18 protein-coding genes are annotated in these 14,933 nt (G+C 49.7%); 16 read left to right on the forward strand and 2 right to left on the reverse strand.

From position 1 onward, the window contains the following. The first annotated feature begins 257 nt into the window (after nt 1-257). The 3 genes from BZG80_RS02955 (at nt 258) to BZG80_RS02965 (ending at nt 4,130) form a co-directional block, all read left to right on the forward strand. A complete protein-coding gene (locus BZG80_RS02955; RefSeq protein WP_077576927.1) occupies nt 258-2,237 on the forward strand; it encodes an exoribonuclease II in 1,980 nt (659 codons plus the stop codon). A gap of 184 nt (nt 2,238-2,421) precedes the next feature. Beyond that, nucleotides 2,422-3,651, forward strand: a complete 1,230-nt coding sequence (locus BZG80_RS02960; RefSeq protein ID WP_077678716.1) for a GGDEF domain-containing protein — start codon at nt 2,422-2,424, stop codon at nt 3,649-3,651. Next, a complete protein-coding gene (locus BZG80_RS02965; protein ID WP_077576929.1) occupies nt 3,648-4,130 on the forward strand; it encodes a C40 family peptidase in 483 nt (160 codons plus the stop codon). Before BZG80_RS02960 ends, BZG80_RS02965 begins: the two co-directional genes overlap by 4 nt. Here BZG80_RS02965 and BZG80_RS02970 read toward each other — a convergent pair. Next, nucleotides 4,121-4,717 carry a DNA-3-methyladenine glycosylase I gene (locus BZG80_RS02970; protein ID WP_077677410.1) on the reverse strand — a complete coding sequence of 199 codons (597 nt, stop codon included), beginning with the start codon at nt 4,715-4,717 and terminating at the stop codon, nt 4,121-4,123. The two genes, BZG80_RS02965 and BZG80_RS02970, sit on opposite strands and share 10 nt — an antisense overlap. 196 nt (nt 4,718-4,913) lie before the next feature. Here BZG80_RS02970 and folM point away from each other — a divergent pair, with 196 nt between their 5' ends. The 11 genes from folM to BZG80_RS03025 all read left to right on the forward strand — a co-directional run bounded on the left by folM (nt 4,914) and on the right by BZG80_RS03025 (nt 12,537). Further along, complete coding sequence (gene folM, locus BZG80_RS02975) at nt 4,914-5,612, forward strand: dihydromonapterin reductase (protein ID WP_101494584.1); 699 nt, start codon at nt 4,914-4,916, stop codon at nt 5,610-5,612. A 22-nt stretch (nt 5,613-5,634) separates the two neighbouring features. Next, the gene (gene folX, locus BZG80_RS02980) at nt 5,635-6,000 is read left to right on the forward strand and encodes a dihydroneopterin triphosphate 2'-epimerase (RefSeq protein WP_077678717.1); all 366 of its coding nucleotides are present in this window, start codon (nt 5,635-5,637) and stop codon (nt 5,998-6,000) included. 112 nt (nt 6,001-6,112) lie between these two features. Then, nucleotides 6,113-6,652 (forward strand): cytochrome b, encoded by a 540-nt coding sequence (locus tag BZG80_RS02985; protein WP_077461382.1) that lies wholly within the window; start codon nt 6,113-6,115, stop codon nt 6,650-6,652. After that, entirely contained in the window at nt 6,649-7,218 is a 570-nt protein-coding gene (locus BZG80_RS02990; protein ID WP_077576931.1) for a YceI family protein, read from the forward strand. Before BZG80_RS02985 ends, BZG80_RS02990 begins: the two co-directional genes overlap by 4 nt. 131 nt (nt 7,219-7,349) lie before the next feature. Beyond that, the gene (locus BZG80_RS02995; RefSeq protein ID WP_077461384.1) at nt 7,350-8,033 is read left to right on the forward strand and encodes an HAD family hydrolase; all 684 of its coding nucleotides are present in this window, start codon (nt 7,350-7,352) and stop codon (nt 8,031-8,033) included. Nucleotides 8,034-8,187: 154 nt separating this feature from the next. After that, nucleotides 8,188-9,090: a metal ABC transporter substrate-binding protein gene (locus tag BZG80_RS03000; protein WP_077678718.1), complete on the forward strand. Its 903-nt coding sequence runs from the start codon at nt 8,188-8,190 to the stop codon at nt 9,088-9,090. Further along, nucleotides 9,077-9,958, forward strand: coding sequence for an ATP-binding cassette domain-containing protein (locus tag BZG80_RS03005; RefSeq protein ID WP_077669854.1), 882 nt, complete (start codon nt 9,077-9,079; stop codon nt 9,956-9,958). Before BZG80_RS03000 ends, BZG80_RS03005 begins: the two co-directional genes overlap by 14 nt. Beyond that, the gene (locus BZG80_RS03010; RefSeq protein WP_077669853.1) at nt 9,955-10,800 is read left to right on the forward strand and encodes a metal ABC transporter permease; all 846 of its coding nucleotides are present in this window, start codon (nt 9,955-9,957) and stop codon (nt 10,798-10,800) included. The genes BZG80_RS03005 and BZG80_RS03010 overlap by 4 nt, the downstream gene beginning before the upstream one ends. Further along, complete coding sequence (locus tag BZG80_RS03015; protein WP_077678719.1) at nt 10,797-11,678, forward strand: metal ABC transporter permease; 882 nt, start codon at nt 10,797-10,799, stop codon at nt 11,676-11,678. Before BZG80_RS03010 ends, BZG80_RS03015 begins: the two co-directional genes overlap by 4 nt. A 293-nt stretch (nt 11,679-11,971) precedes the next feature. Beyond that, complete coding sequence (locus tag BZG80_RS03020; protein ID WP_021024253.1) at nt 11,972-12,253, forward strand: type II toxin-antitoxin system Phd/YefM family antitoxin; 282 nt, start codon at nt 11,972-11,974, stop codon at nt 12,251-12,253. Further along, the gene (locus BZG80_RS03025) at nt 12,250-12,537 is read left to right on the forward strand and encodes a type II toxin-antitoxin system RelE/ParE family toxin (protein WP_077678720.1); all 288 of its coding nucleotides are present in this window, start codon (nt 12,250-12,252) and stop codon (nt 12,535-12,537) included. Before BZG80_RS03020 ends, BZG80_RS03025 begins: the two co-directional genes overlap by 4 nt. Before the next feature lie 140 nt (nt 12,538-12,677). Here the strand turns inward: BZG80_RS03025 and BZG80_RS03030 are convergent, their stop codons facing one another. Continuing rightward, entirely contained in the window at nt 12,678-13,577 is a 900-nt protein-coding gene (locus BZG80_RS03030; protein ID WP_077678721.1) for a LysR family transcriptional regulator, read from the reverse strand. Between the two features lie 129 nt (nt 13,578-13,706). Here BZG80_RS03030 and BZG80_RS03035 point away from each other — a divergent pair, with 129 nt between their 5' ends. After that, nucleotides 13,707-14,135 carry a CidA/LrgA family protein gene (locus BZG80_RS03035; RefSeq protein WP_077461392.1) on the forward strand — a complete coding sequence of 143 codons (429 nt, stop codon included), beginning with the start codon at nt 13,707-13,709 and terminating at the stop codon, nt 14,133-14,135. Between the two features lie 6 nt (nt 14,136-14,141). Beyond that, complete coding sequence (locus BZG80_RS03040; RefSeq protein WP_077661153.1) at nt 14,142-14,852, forward strand: LrgB family protein; 711 nt, start codon at nt 14,142-14,144, stop codon at nt 14,850-14,852. Nucleotides 14,853-14,933 lie beyond the last annotated feature (81 nt).

The following is a 14,933-nucleotide window of genomic DNA, read 5'->3' on the forward strand; positions in this document are numbered from 1 at the left end:
CTCAGTCATTAAGGGTGAATATACTGCGCTATTTACACCAAAAAAGCCAGAAAAAGTTGAACAAGTTCACAAAAAACAGACCTCATGGACATATATCTCACAGCTTGTCGATGAAGCCAACAAATAGTGGACAAAAAAAATACAAACAAAACAGAGCACGAGGAGCCTGGTGTGGTTCACAGGATTTTATTGCCACGGGTTGGTTTTGAAACAGTGAATACGTATAGTGTGGCGATCCGTTAATCGAGACCCAAGTTATGTTTCAAGACAATCCCCTGCTCGCGCAGTTAAAGCAACAGATCCAAGAAACCCTGCCCAAAAAAGAAGGACAGGTAAAAGCCACCGAGAAAGGCTTCGGCTTTCTCGAAGTTGACGACAAAACCAGCTTTTTTATCCCACCACCGTATATGAAAAAGGTACTACATGGCGACCGCGTAGAAGCCATTGTTCGTACTGAAAAAGATCGGGAAGTGGCAGAGCCAGAAACACTGGTTGAACCAAGTTTGGATCGCTTTATCGGTCGCGTGCAGTGGGTTCGTAACCGTCTGAATGTCGTGCCTGATAATCCACAAATGAAAGACGCCTTACGCGCGAAAACAAAGCGCGGCCTGTCACAAGACGGCTTAAAAGAAGGTGATTGGGTCGTTGCATCGCTGACGCGTCATCCTCTTAAAGGAGATGACCACTTTTTGTGCGAAATCAGTGAAAAGATCACCGACGCAGAAGACAAAATTGCCCCTTGGTGGGTCACCTTAGCCAAGCACAACCTACCTAACCAAGAGCCTGCGCCTAAAGACGCATGGCCAATGTTAGAGCAGGGGCTTACGCGTCGTGACCTCACCGATCTTCCCTTTGTGACCATTGATGGTGAATCGACCAAAGATATGGACGATGCTCTGTATGTGGAAGCCAACCCACAAGGTGGCTTTAGCATGACAGTGGCAATTGCCGATCCTACCGCCTATATTGATGCGGATGATGAACTCGACCAGGTTGCACGTAATCGCGGATTCACCATTTATCTACCTGGGCGCAATATCCCGATGCTACCGCGTGATCTCAGTGATGATTTGTGCTCCCTCCGTGAAAACGAACAGCGCCCTGCACTTTGTTGTACCTTCAATATTGCCGCGGATGGCACCATTGCCGATGACGCAGAGTTTTTCTCCGCATGGATCCAATCACATGGCCAGCTAGCCTACGACAAGGTGTCGGATTACATCGAGCAAGGCGAGCAAGCTCAGTGGCAACCGCAAACACCGGCGATCGCTGACCAGATTCATCAGCTTCACCAATTTGCGTTAGCACGCATTCAATGGCGTGAAACTCATGCAGTGACCTTCCCAGATCGCCCTGATTATCGTTTTGAACTCAGTGAAGATAACGATGTGATTGCTATTCACACGGATCAGCGTCGTATTGCTAATCGCATTGTGGAAGAGTCGATGATCAGCGCTAACATTTGCGCGGGTCGTAAGCTAAGCGAATCGTTTGGGTTCGGTATTTTTAATACCCATGCTGGCTTTAACAGTGAAAAGCTCGACGATGTGGTCGAGCTGGTAAAAGCGCACGACGGCGAGGCGGACAGCGAAAGCCTAGCAACCGTCGAAGGCTTCAGTGCACTCCGTCGCTGGTTAAACAGCCTAGACACCACCTATCTTGATAACCGCTTGCGCCGCTTCCAAGCATACAGTGAGATTGGTCATGAGCCTGCGCCACACTACGCAATGGGCTTAGATGTCTATGCCACGTGGACATCACCTATCCGTAAATACGGTGATATGATCAACCACCGCTTGCTTAAAGCAATTATTCGCGGCGAAACCGAAGCCAATGCCCCGGCCGATACCGTGGGTGAAGAGCTTGCCGGCCACCGTAAACATCACCGTATGGCCGAGCGTGACGTGGCTGATTGGCTTTATACCCGTTTGCTCAAACCAGAAGTTGAAGCACAGACTCGGTATACCGCAGAGATCTTTGATATTAACCGCGCAGGTATGCGTGTCCGCCTACTCGAAAATGGTGCACCGGCGTTTATCCCTGGCTCACTGATCTTGGACAACAAAACCCGGATTGCCTGTGATAAAGAGACAGGTACAGTGACTATCGACGGTAACGTTGAGTTCAAGCTTGGCGATAGCCTAGAAGTGGTTATTGCTGATATTAAAGAGACCACCCGTTCGATTGTTGCCAAACCAACACAGGTATTCACGCTCTCGGACACGACTGAAAGCTAATTACTGTTGGTAACTTGATAGAAAGCCAAGCCATTGCTTGGCTTTCTTTTTTCCTGGAGAATGATAATCTAATCATTAAATAACGTTTATCATTAAACCATTGCAATTATCACAGCCTACGTGCCTAGCGAGTCGTTAAAAAGTGATAGCTAATGGTGTTACCTCAACCCGTTGAAGAGGTTTCATGGGGCTTTTACGTTCATCTGCGGTCCGAATGGGGACCCCGATTGCTTTATTGTTACTCCTCGCGGCAGGTTATCACCCTTTGGTCACCTCACTCGCCCCCTATTACAACCTCATCTATGCTGCCCCCTATTTTCTTTTGCTCACTGCGCTGCTTTTAAGCCATCTGTTCAAAAGCGCACGCGTGGGCATGATGGTCATTATCTTATTAGTGGGATACACGATTATCCTAACGCGACTTCAATCCCCGCTTGAGCAAGGGACGACTTATCTTGAGTACTTGCTTTTAGCAGTCGCGCTGCCCATTAATTTGCTCTATATGATCATCGTACGCGACCAAAAGCTCACCTCTCGGTTTGGGGTGTTCTTTTTTCTCGCTATAGGTATGGAAATCGGGTGGTGTGCGCTATTGGTGCAGCAATTCGGCGAGTTATCTTCCTATTTTCAGCAGCATCCTATTTTAGTCAGGGCGGCGTCGGTTAGCCCCATGCCCGTGCTGCTGATTGTGCTGCTCTCTATTTTAATTTGTATCAGTACTCTTCGCCTTTTGCGCAAAAATAGCATTGAAGATCATGCGGCTTTCATTAGCGTATTATGCAGCACGATTACCTTGGTGTTTTTTTATGTGCCGTTTATATCGTCACTCGTATTTTCGCTCGCAGGCCTGCTGTTGGTTGCCAACCAAGTATCATTCAGCCATCAATTAGCGTTCGTCGACGGGCTCACCGAAATTGCGGGACGACGCGCACTCGAAGATGAACTAAAACACCTTGGTCGTCGCTACACTTTAGCCATGCTCGATGTTGACCACTTCAAGCAATTTAACGACACCTATGGCCACGAAATCGGTGACGATGTACTTAAGCTTGTGGCTAAGCAAATGGCGTGCTGTGAGGGAGGCGCCAGTGCTTTTCGTTATGGCGGCGAAGAATTCACCTTATTGTTCAAAGGCAAAACCACTGAGCACTGTTTACCTTTTCTCGACGCATTACGCGAAGATATTGCTCACTACCCGTTAGTGCTACGCGATCAATCTCGACCTCATGATGACAAACAAGGCCTACAAAAACGCGGGCGAGCGAGCGATAAAAAGCCCGTTAACATTACTGTGAGTATCGGATATGCCGATGCCTCGCAGGCAGATACGCCCGAAGACGTCTTAAAATTAGCGGATAAGGCGTTATACAAAGCCAAAGAGGCAGGGCGGAATTGTATTAAGGGCAGTGCGTGAAACCACTTTTATTGATCAGCGTTGTCAGTGTATTGTTTACCGGCTGCGCAACCCAGCATGATTCGCCTGCGGTGTCGCCTTTGCCGTCGTCAACCGACAACGTCAGCGATCAAGCCTTAACCCATACGCTGAACCAAGTGTTTAATCAGTGGCAAGGCACCCCTTATCGGTGGGGAGGCACCTCACGCCAAGGCATCGATTGCTCAGCGTATACGCAACGCGTCTATCAAGAAGCGCTCGCCACGCCACTACCGCGCACCACCCATGGCCAAGCAAAAACCGGCTATGCCATTGACTATCAATCCGCACGACAAGGCGACCTGGTGTTCTTTCATATCCGCCCAGGCTTGCGTCATGTTGGTGTTTACCTTGGTGAGCAGCGATTTATGCATGCGTCAGCTTCCAAGGGTGTGACAGTGTCACGAATTGATAATCCTTACTGGCAAGCGCGATTCTGGCAATTCCGCCGTTACTTCTGAGTGTGCGCTTTTACCGAATCGGCCAGTTCGCAACAGGGTTGATACCGCGGACACGTGACGACATGATCATTGACCATGCCCAGCGCTTGCATCAACGAATAACAAATGGTTTCTCCCACAAACTTAAATCCACGCTTTTTCAAAAAGCGACTCATGGCACGGGACTCGTCCGTCGCAGTAGCCACATCGGCATCTGATTGATGCTGGTTCACAATCGGTACACCGTCAGTGAACTGCCAAAGTGCCTTAGCCAATGATCCGTACTGTTCCACCAGCGTTACTGCAGCCTTGGCATTGGTAAACACAGAGGCCACCTTCAGTCGATTACGGACAATCTCATGGTTGGCCATGATCTCAGCAATATTTGGTTCAGCCACCGCGGCAAGCTGATAAAAATCGAAGTGAGAGAAAGCGTCACGATAAGCCTGCCGTTTTTCCAGTATTAGCCGCCAATTTAATCCTGCTTGCGCGCCCTCTAAACAAATGAACTCAAAGATCGCTTGATCATCAAATGTCGGTACGCCCCACTCGGTATCGTGATACACGCGTTCAGATTCACTGTGCTGCGCCCATTGGCAAATTTTCATCTCTTTTCCCTTCTTCAAACACGACATCGGGTGTCAATTTTGTTGCTTATGGCACGAAATCAGCGAGTTAACTGGGTAAATGCTATCGTTATGTGCAATATGACGCTATCTTTGATCGCGATAAGTGCATGAAACGTAATAGAACCGTTAATCCTTGTTATTGATGCCATCCATACATAAATGCAAAGGAACACGCGTGACAACAAAGCATATATTGATTACCGGCGCCGGACAGCGCATTGGCTACGCACTCGCCTGCCACTTTCTCAATCAGGGTCACCAGGTAACGTTATCTTATCGTACCGAGCGCCCTCAAGTGGCCGATTTAAGAGCGCGGGGCGCGCGTTGTTTGCACGCAGACTTCTCAACGGATGAGGGCGTTTATTCCTTCATTGACCACATTGATGCTTTAAATCCCACTTTCGATACATTAATCCACAATGCGTCATCTTGGGACAGTGAGAAACACAGCCAAGATATTGCATCGCTGTTTGATAACATGATGCAAATCCATGCAAAAACACCTTATCTCATCAATATGGCCGCGCCCCGCTGGATGCAACAGGGTGATATTATCCATCTCACCGATTATGTCGCGCAAAAAGGCAGTGCCAAACACACCGCTTATGCCACCAGCAAAGCTGCGCTCGAAAATCTTACCCTCTCGTTTGCACAGAAAATGGCACCATCAATCAAAGTGAACAGTATTTCACCAGCATTAATCATGTTTAATGATGGCGATGATGAAGCCTATCGAGAAAAAGCACGCCGTAAGTCACTATTAAGATCGGTGCCCGGTGAGCAAGAAGTGGTGAATGCATGCGAATTTATCCTTGCGAGTCAACATATGACTGGCCAATCCATCAAACTTGATGGCGGCCGCCATCTTATCTAACTTTCGTGACCAGGAAACGACTATGAACGACGCTGTGATTAAAATAACCAACCTGCGCCTACGTACTTACATTGGGTTTAATCCTGACGAGCAGGAGAAAAAACAAGACGTAGTCATCAATGTCGAGATTCATTATCGAGGCCACAAGGCGTGTGAAGAAGACAACGTTGATGATGCACTCAATTACAAAGATATAACCAAAGCGATTATTGACTATGTTGAGAACGGACGTTTTCTCTTACTCGAAAAGCTGGTTGCGGGTGTTTTAGAGATTACACGTGATCATCACTGGGTGCGCTACGCACAAGTGACCATTGATAAGCCGCATGCACTCAGATTTGCCGACTCTGTCTCATTAAGCCTAAGCTGGACCGCTAACGAGTCGTAACACCGCACAGAGTTCGTTAGAATTATTCGAACATCATGTTCAAGGTGAACAGCTTCTATATTGTCGTTCACCTTATATACTGTGTTGGATTAGTAATTGGGAGCGGGAACAAATGACACCGAAAAATAGCTACGATCGCGTTATGCGTACGCTACACTGGCTATCGAGTCTCGTTATCGTTGGCCTTTTCGCTGTCGGATTGTGGATGGTCGACTTGAGCTACTACAGTAGTTGGTATCAAACTGCGCCACACTGGCACAAATCGATAGGCATATTACTAGCGATAACGACTGTTGGTCGACTTGTGTGGAAAGCAACACACACTATGCCCACCGTTGAAGGTAAGGCTTGGGAACGTAAAGCGGCAACAGCAGGCCATCATACTATTTACCTGCTCCTTGCCACACTGTTTGTCTCTGGATACTTGATCTCAACCTCAGACGGACGCGGGATTGAAGTATTCACCTGGTTTACCGTGCCGAGCGCAGGGGAGCTGTTTCCCAATCAATCAGACATTGCTGGCGATATACACTACTACGTCGCCATCACCTTGATTGTGTTAGCAGCAGGCCATGCCATTATGGCACTTAAACACCATTTTAAAGATAAAGACAATACGTTACGGAAGATGATCGGAGGAAACCCGAAATGAAAAAACTCATGTTAGCCATGGGAATGAGCGCCGCGACACTCTTATCTGGGCCTGCACTGGCAGACACTTATATGATTGACACCAAAGGCGCACATGCCTCGGTCAACTTCAAAGTGCCACACCTAGGTTACAGCTTTACCAAAGGTCGTTTTAATACGTTTGACGGCCAATTTGAATTCGACCCAGATAACATTGGCGCATCAAGTGTGTCGGTGACGATTGATACAACCAGTATTGATTCTAACCATGCTGAGCGTGATAAGCACATTCGTAGCGGTGACTTCTTGGATGTAGGCGAATATGGCCAAGCGTCCTTTGAAAGCACCAACGTAACCGACAACGGCGACGGCTCGATGACCATTACAGGCGATCTCACTTTGCATGGCCAAACTAAGCCAATTGAAATCGACGCTGAACTCGTCGGTCACGGTGAAGATCCTTGGGGCAACTACCGCGCTGGCTTTATGGGTAACACCCGCCTGGAGCTAGAAGACTTTGGTATTCCCACTATGGGCCCTGCCACATACGTTGATATGGAGCTGCACGTAGAAGGCATTCGCCAGTAACTTGCTAGACTCAGTAAACTAAAAAAGCCTTGGCCACATGCCAAGGCTTTTTTGTCGCATCAACACTGAAACCTTTTCGTCATAGTCTCTAGTTACGATGGCGGCAATAATACAGAAAAATTAGTTTAGCTATGACATTACCTATTAACATTGCATTCTTCGACTTAGACGAAACTTTGGTCGCTACCGACACCAAACAAGCGTGGCTGGAATACCTTTGCCAGTGCAATCTCGCCCCGCAAAACGTGGTCGAGCAAGAGAAGCGGGCGTATTTGGATTTTAAAAAAGGCCGCATCAACCTTGAGCAATATATGCAAGTGCAGCTGATCCCGGTCAAAGGAAAATCGATTCAAACCGTGGCTGCTTGGGCCACCGACTTTATCGATCAGCACGTCGCTCCCGTGGTGGTACCACAAGCATTAGCGCGTATCGAGTGGCATCGCAACCGCGGCGATCACTGTGTGTTAGTTTCCAACACCGCCGCCCACCTAGCGCGTCCGATTGGCAAACTGCTCAAACTCGATACCGTGATTGCGATTGAGCTTGAAACATTAAATGGCGTATATACGGGCAGCATATCGCATTGCGTGCGTGATTATCGTGGCAAGCACGACTACATGCAGGCATGGCTATCTGACCGTCATGACACTGTCGGCCACACATATGGTTACAGTGACTCGCACTGGGATGTCCCCTTGCTTGAGCAAGTCGACAGCGCCTTTGCCGTCAATCCCGACCCGCACTTAAGCCTGCACGCGCAGAAGAAAGATTGGACCATTATGGAATGGGCTCGCTACGACACCATTCGTGATTAGTAAAAGATCACAGGAAACGTGACGACAGGGCGCCTCGTGTGCCCTTTTTACCAACACCCACTTGAGAATGATTATCATAACCGTTATCTTTAAAGTATGATCGGCTGGCGATATCGCGCCGTAGTCACATGCATAATGAACGAGATTAACGCTTATGAGAAAACACCTGCTAATTATTGCGGCGCTCTTGCTCTCTCCGATGGCGCACGCCGACCAATTAAAACACGCGGACAAGTTAAAAGTGGTGACCAGCTTTACCATTCTCGCGGATATGGCTGGCAACGTAGCGGGCGAGCATGCCGAGGTAGTGTCGCTCACTAAACCCGGCGCTGAGATCCACAATTACCAACCCACTCCAGGAGATATTCTGCGCGCGCAAGATGCGGATGTGGTGATGTGGAACGGATTAGGCTTAGAGCGCTGGTTCGAACGTTTTTTCCAGCACATTGATAAGGTACCGAATGTGATCCTATCTGACGGAGTGGCGCCAATTGTGATTGCCTCAGGCCCGTATCGTGGCAAACCCAACCCGCACGCGTGGATGTCCCCTTCTGATGCAATGCAATACGTTGATAACATTGCGCAAGCCCTGATTAAATACGACCCTGCCAATCAAGCTCATTATCAAGCCAATGCCAAGGCCTACAAGGCAAAAATTCAAGCTGTGTTCGCTCGTGCGCAAGACGCGCTATCCGCTGTCCCCGAATCCCAGCGTTGGCTAGTAAGCAGTGAAGGCGCTTTTTCCTATCTAGCGCGAGATTTGAACCTCAACGAAGCCTATTTATGGCCGATTAACGCTGAGCGTCAGGGCACACCACAACAAGTTCGCGCGCTGATTGATACCGTACGAGAACACCAAGTGCGTGCCGTGTTCTCCGAAAGCACCGTGTCTGATGCGCCCGCCAAACAAGTCGCCGCCGAAACCGACGCGCGCTATGGCGGCATTTTATATGTCGATTCGCTCAGTCAAGCTGACGGACCGGTGCCTGATTATCTATCCTTACTGACAGTGACCACAGAAACCGTGTTAGCGGGGTTGCGCCATGACGCACTATGATTTAACCGATGGCACGCCCAGTGTGTTAGATGTCAACGAGGTGCGTGTCGTCTATCGAAACGGCCTGTGTGCCCTTGAGCACGCCAGCTTCTCGCTGCCAGCGCAAACCATCACTGCCTTGGTGGGTGCCAATGGCAGCGGCAAATCCACCTTGTTTAAAGCGATCATGGGGTTTGTGAATCCCGGCAGTGGCAGCATTGCGGTGAACGGCACTCCCATTAAGCAAGCGCAAAAAGCAGGCTTGGTCGCTTATGTGCCTCAATCCGAAGAAATCGATTGGTCGTTCCCGGTGTTAGTGGAAGACGTGGTGATGATGGGCCGCTACGGCAAGATGTCATTTATGCGTCGCCCCAAAGCGGCGGATCATCAAGCGGTGGATGAGGCCTTAGCCCGCGTTGGTATGACAGCCTTTCGCCAGCGTCAAATTGGTGAACTGTCCGGCGGACAGAAAAAGCGCGTCTTTCTTGCCCGCGCGCTGGCTCAGCACAGCCCGCTGATTTTACTGGATGAGCCCTTTACTGGCGTAGATGTCACCAGTGAAGAGTCGATTATGCGTTTGTTGCTCGAGCTCAAAGACGAAGGCAAAACCATTTTAATTGCCACCCATAACCTTGGCACCGTGCCCGACTTTTGCGATCGCACCGTGCTGGTCAATCGCGCGGTGGTGGCAGGCGGGCATACCGAACATGTGTTTACCACCGAGAACCTGAGTGCCATTTTTGGTGGCAAACTGCGCCAGTATGTGATGCCCAGTGAGAAACTCCACCAAGACGCCGATCCGCGCGAGCTGTCAGTCATTTCCGACGATGAACGACCCTTGGTGGTGTATGGCAAGCGCGAACAAAGCGCGCAGGAGCGGCGCGAATGAGCTTACTCGATCCTCTCGCCTATCAATACATGCAAAAAGCATTGCTGGTCACCACCTTGATTGGCGGCGTGTGCGGCTTGCTCTCGGCTTTTTTGATGCTCAAAGGTTGGTCGCTGATGGGTGATGCCCTCTCCCATGCGATTGTACCGGGCGTTGCCGGCGCTTATATGCTGGGCTTGCCCTTTTCACTCGGCGCCTTTGTTGCCGGCGGTATGGCCGCGAGTGTGATGCTTTTTTTGCACCAACGTAGCCAGATAAAACAAGATGCGATCATCGGTTTAATCTTCTCGAGCTTTTTCGCCTTCGGCCTCTTTTTGGTCTCGATTTCGCCCGTCGCGGTCGATATTCAACAAATTATGCTGGGCAACTTGCTCGCCATTGCCCCGCTCGATGCGATGCAAATGCTGATCATTGCCTTGGTGAGCCTCACCGTGCTGGCAGTGAAATGGCGTGATTTTATGCTGACCTTTTTCGATGAAAGCCACGCCCGCTGCATTGGCTTACCAGTCGTGGGGCTCAAAGTGCTGTTTTTTGCGCTGCTCAGTGCTTGCACCATGGCGGCACTTAAAAGTGTCGGTGCCTTTTTGGTGATTTGCTTGGTGATCGCCCCCGGTGCCACCGCCTATTTATTGAGTGATCGCTTTGGGCCCGTGTTGGTACTGAGTGGTGTCATCGGCACATTCACCTCACTGTTTGGGGTGTACATCAGCTATTTCGCCAACCTTAACGCGGGCGCACTGATTGTGCTGGCCCAAGTGGGACTCTTCTTAGCTGCCTTTGTGTTCGGCCCAAAACACGGGATCCTTGCGCGGCGCGCCAAACGTCAGGAGGCACTGCAATGAATCCGTATCAACTGACTTTTATGCAAGATGCGCTGCTAATGGCCATCTTGGTGGCGCTGCCTTGTGCGCTGCTTTCTTGCTATTTAGTATTAAAAGGCTGGTCGTTAATTGGCGATGCCGTGGCTCACGCGGTGCTGCCGGGATTGGTGTTGGCAAACTTGTTTGGCCTGCCGCTGATTGTTGGCGCTTTTGCCGCGGGCTCCGCATGCGCCACCAGTGTGCATTGGCTCAAACAAAATAGCCGTGTGAAAGAAGACACCTTACTGGGGATTGTGTTTTCTGGCTTTTTCGCGCTGGGGCTGATTTTGCAAGGCCAATTCCCGTCTGATTTGCACCTTGATCATATTCTATTTGGCAACCTGTTGGGGATTAACCACCAACAGCTGCTCACCGCCGCCATCACTGGCTTAGTCGTGCTTGCGCTGGTGCTGCTTAAAGGGCGAGATTTAATGCTGCTCTCGTTCGACCCCGCACAAGCCAGCGTGCTCGGGCTCCCCGTGCAAAAGCTTCACTGGCTCTTACTCTCGGTAATGATTGCCACCATTGTGGCGGGCTTACATGCAGTGGGGATTATCTTAGTGGTGGCGATGTTGATTGCACCGGGCGTCACCGCCTTTATGCTCAGCAAGCAATTTAGCCGCATGTTATGGATTGCCTGTGCAATTGCTTTAGTCACCGCCGTGGGCGGCGTCACTCTGTCGTTTTACCTCGACAGTGCACCAGGCCCGACCATTGTATTGCTACTCACAGGCTGTTTTGTGGTGACCTTTGCGTGGCAACAATATCAAATCCACCGCAACCAAAAGCGCCCGCAACCGACGCGCCAAACCACAAAAGCAACGCGCTCTGCCACCACCCATTCAGCGCAATCGCACTGATCGGCATCGACGGGCACAGCCGCATCCCAACCAGAGCAGTGCGCGAGATAGAGCTCGCGCACATTGCTCGTCGAATAGGTTTTATCGCCCATAGCCGTCATCTTGCCTTCACGCACGTCAAATTTCAGCCTAGTGGTATGCTTCGTAAGATGAATGATAGTGCGTATAACGGTTTTGGACATCGCGTATGCGCAATATACGATGTTATAACACAGGAACAACCCCAACTCCTTGCTCAAAACGGTTAATTGAACTATAGTTCGTACGTTACTTTGTACAACTTGAGGTTCAATATGAGTCGTATTCATTTCGATCAAGATATTCAGCCGTTATCTGAATTTCGTGCAGGTGTAGCTTCTTACATCAAACAAATCAATGAGACTCGCCGTCCATTGGTCATCACACAGCATGGCAAAGGTGTAGCTGTTGTTCTCGATGTTGCAGAGTATGAAGCAATGCAAGAGAAGATCGAGTTACTGGAAGAAATGCGTACAGCTGAAGCTCAATTAGCATCAGGCCTTGGTGTTTCAAATGATGATGCTCGTGCTCAAGTACTGGGGCGCATTAAGAAATGAAAGTAGTTTGGTCTCCATTAGCGCTTCAGAAATTAGGCGATGCAGCGGAATTTATTTCTTTGGATAATCCACCTGCGGCGGAAAAGTGGGTAAACGAAGTTTTTGACAAAACTGAACTACTTGGAAGTATGCCTGAAATGGGGCGCTTTGTTCCTGAACTGCCCAATACTAACTATCGTGAAATAATTTTTGGTCACTATCGTATTATCTATAGCTTAAGCCATGAGATCCGCGTACTAACAGTTCGTAATTGTCGTCAAATGTTGTCGGAAGATGACGTGTAAAACTGTGTTATAACGAGTATGTCGTCAATCACTAAATTTTAGCGAGTTTCTTCGTCCCACATCACGCTGTCTCTATGCATCGAATTTAAGATCCCCACCATATTGCGTACAAAGAGGCGTTGTAGATCAAAGCACTGAGTCTATCGATGCACCTCTGTCGACTGACACAACTGCATCCAAGCCTCGGCGGTGCGTGAGACATAGCGCTCGCCGTGCCAGACTAACCCGAGTTGCCATTCAATCGCCGGGCTTATCGGTTTCACCAGCAATAACTCACTGTCTTCCAAGCTGGCGCTGAGGCGCTGACATAAGGGCGCGGGTAAAAACGCTACCCCTGCACCACTTTTCACCAAGGCGGCTAAAAAATCCCACTGACTGCTACGCGCGGCAATGGTGGGCTGATAACCATGCTCTTCACAGCGGGCAATAATCCGATCGCTTAAGGTAAATTCAGCGCTATACAGATAAAACGGCTCGTCTTTGACTGCCTGCCACGTCAGGCTTTTTTGCGCACGCCACGCGGCTTGGTTAGGTAGCACTGCATAAATGGGGTGAGTTTGTAAGGGTAAGCTTTGCAAGCACTCGAGCTGGGTGTCGGTGAGCATGGTGATTGCCACATCAATCTCACCATTGATCAGGGCTTGTTCGGTGCGCCGCCCCCCGTATTCAACAATACTGAGCGCGACATTTGGGTAACGTTGACGGTATTCACGTAACACATTGGCATACAGCGGCCCTATCATCGGTGGCATCCCCAATCTAAGCTGGCCGCGCGCCAATTGGTTAAGATCGTCGAGCTCGGTATTTAGCTGCTCAAACTCAGCAATAATGCTCTGCGCGCGCTGATACACCACCTCACCAGCATCGGTTAACCAAAACCGCCTTCCCTCTCGGTGCAACAATGGCTGACCCACATCTTGCTCAAGGTTACGCACCATTTTACTGATTGTCGGTTGCGTCACATGCAACGACGCCGATGCGGCAGTAAAGCTCTGCTTTTCCACCAAAGCAATAAAATAGCGCAACGCACGAATATCCATAAACGGCCCTTAAAAGCTAATCATCAACCATGCCATTTTGGCATAGTTTAAATAAAAAAAAGTCACTTTATTCACTCTCTGCTAAGACGTAAACTATGAGCCATCTCACAGATTCTTGGCACGCCTTCGATGCAATTGATTAAAAACGCCTTACTTACCCTACTACAAGTCTTTGTCCTTGCTGGCATTTGGTTCTTGTCTGATTGGTTGGTCACCACCTTTGCTATTCCGCTGCCGGCCAACCTCACCGGTATGTTGCTGTTGTTAGGCGCATTAATGTTGAAAATTGTCCGTGCCGATTGGTTGCGTCGCGGGGCAGCCTGGCTGTTAGCCGAGATGTTGCTGTTTTTTGTGCCGGCGGTGGTGGCGGTGGTCAACTACCAAGATTTATTGCTGCAAGAAGGCGGTAAGATCATGGTTGTCCTGATTTTAAGTACCGCGATGGTGATTGCGTCAACCGCTTGGGTGGTCGATAAAGTGTATCGTTTTGAGGTTAAAATGGCACGCCGCCGCAGTAACCACCACGCGCACCACCCTGATCTAAAACCGGAGTGCTAAGCCATGATGTCTGCCTTACCGACTTGGCTTCATGCCTCGCTATTGAGCATTACCTGCTTTTTAATGACCCTTGGCTTTTATTACATGAGCAAATGGCTGTATCGCCGCCACCCCTCCATTCTGGTGATGCCATTGTTGCTCGCGCCCTTGCTGATTGTCGCGGTGGTGGTTGGGTTTAAGATCCCGTATCAAGACTACATGGCGCAATCTTACTGGCTGCTTTGGCTTCTGGGCCCGGCGACTGTGGCGTTTGCGATCCCTGTGTATGATAACCGCGCGCTCATCCGCCGCCATTGGTTGTCACTGTCGATAGGCGTGACTGTATCGGTGCTGGTCGCGATTACCAGTACTGTGGTGTTAGCGCGGGTGTTTGAGCTGTCTGAACTGCTGCAACGCAGTTTGGCGATGCGCTCAATTACTACTCCTTTTGCCGTGGAAGCCACCAAAGCGATTGGCGGGCAAAGCGATCTCACCGCGCTGTTTGTGGTTCTCACTGGCGTAATTGGGATGGCAATCGGTGAAAGTATTTTGACCGTGATTGCGATTCGATCACGCTTGGGACGCGGCGCCAGTTTGGGTGCATCGGCCCACGGTGCCGGTACCGCTAAAGCGTATCAAATTGGTCACGAAGAAGGAGTAGTATCTAGCGTGGTGATGATGATTGCCGGCATGGTCACTGTGTTACTTGCACCTGTGTTAGGCCAGTTGCTTTGGTGATCCTAACCGCCTTATTGATCCTTGTATGACTTTGTACGCTATCTATTGCTATCAATAAAAAATGAGTGAGTTGATGAAAGT

Origin of the sequence: Salinivibrio sp. MA440 (genome assembly GCF_001996265.1) — a bacterium.
In the GTDB taxonomy this organism is placed as follows: Bacteria; Pseudomonadota; Gammaproteobacteria; order Enterobacterales; family Vibrionaceae; genus Salinivibrio; species Salinivibrio costicola.

What these genes read in the sequence shown, in the direction of transcription:
- BZG80_RS02955 (WP_077576927.1), top strand. Translation starts at nt 258, where the DNA reads ATGTTTCAAGACAATCCCCTGCTCGCGCAGTTAAAGCAACAGATCCAA.
- BZG80_RS02960 (WP_077678716.1), top strand. Translation starts at nt 2,422, where the DNA reads ATGGGGCTTTTACGTTCATCTGCGGTCCGAATGGGGACCCCGATTGCT.
- BZG80_RS02970 (WP_077677410.1), bottom strand. Translation starts at nt 4,717, where the DNA reads ATGAAAATTTGCCAATGGGCGCAGCACAGTGAATCTGAACGCGTGTAT.
- folX (WP_077678717.1), top strand. Translation starts at nt 5,635, where the DNA reads ATGAACGACGCTGTGATTAAAATAACCAACCTGCGCCTACGTACTTAC.
- BZG80_RS02985 (WP_077461382.1), top strand. Translation starts at nt 6,113, where the DNA reads ATGACACCGAAAAATAGCTACGATCGCGTTATGCGTACGCTACACTGG.
- BZG80_RS02990 (WP_077576931.1), top strand. Translation starts at nt 6,649, where the DNA reads ATGAAAAAACTCATGTTAGCCATGGGAATGAGCGCCGCGACACTCTTA.
- BZG80_RS02995 (WP_077461384.1), top strand. Translation starts at nt 7,350, where the DNA reads ATGACATTACCTATTAACATTGCATTCTTCGACTTAGACGAAACTTTG.
- BZG80_RS03000 (WP_077678718.1), top strand. Translation starts at nt 8,188, where the DNA reads ATGAGAAAACACCTGCTAATTATTGCGGCGCTCTTGCTCTCTCCGATG.
- BZG80_RS03005 (WP_077669854.1), top strand. Translation starts at nt 9,077, where the DNA reads ATGACGCACTATGATTTAACCGATGGCACGCCCAGTGTGTTAGATGTC.
- BZG80_RS03010 (WP_077669853.1), top strand. Translation starts at nt 9,955, where the DNA reads ATGAGCTTACTCGATCCTCTCGCCTATCAATACATGCAAAAAGCATTG.
- BZG80_RS03015 (WP_077678719.1), top strand. Translation starts at nt 10,797, where the DNA reads ATGAATCCGTATCAACTGACTTTTATGCAAGATGCGCTGCTAATGGCC.
- BZG80_RS03020 (WP_021024253.1), top strand. Translation starts at nt 11,972, where the DNA reads ATGAGTCGTATTCATTTCGATCAAGATATTCAGCCGTTATCTGAATTT.
- BZG80_RS03025 (WP_077678720.1), top strand. Translation starts at nt 12,250, where the DNA reads ATGAAAGTAGTTTGGTCTCCATTAGCGCTTCAGAAATTAGGCGATGCA.
- BZG80_RS03030 (WP_077678721.1), bottom strand. Translation starts at nt 13,577, where the DNA reads ATGGATATTCGTGCGTTGCGCTATTTTATTGCTTTGGTGGAAAAGCAG.
- BZG80_RS03035 (WP_077461392.1), top strand. Translation starts at nt 13,707, where the DNA reads ATGCAATTGATTAAAAACGCCTTACTTACCCTACTACAAGTCTTTGTC.
- BZG80_RS03040 (WP_077661153.1), top strand. Translation starts at nt 14,142, where the DNA reads ATGTCTGCCTTACCGACTTGGCTTCATGCCTCGCTATTGAGCATTACC.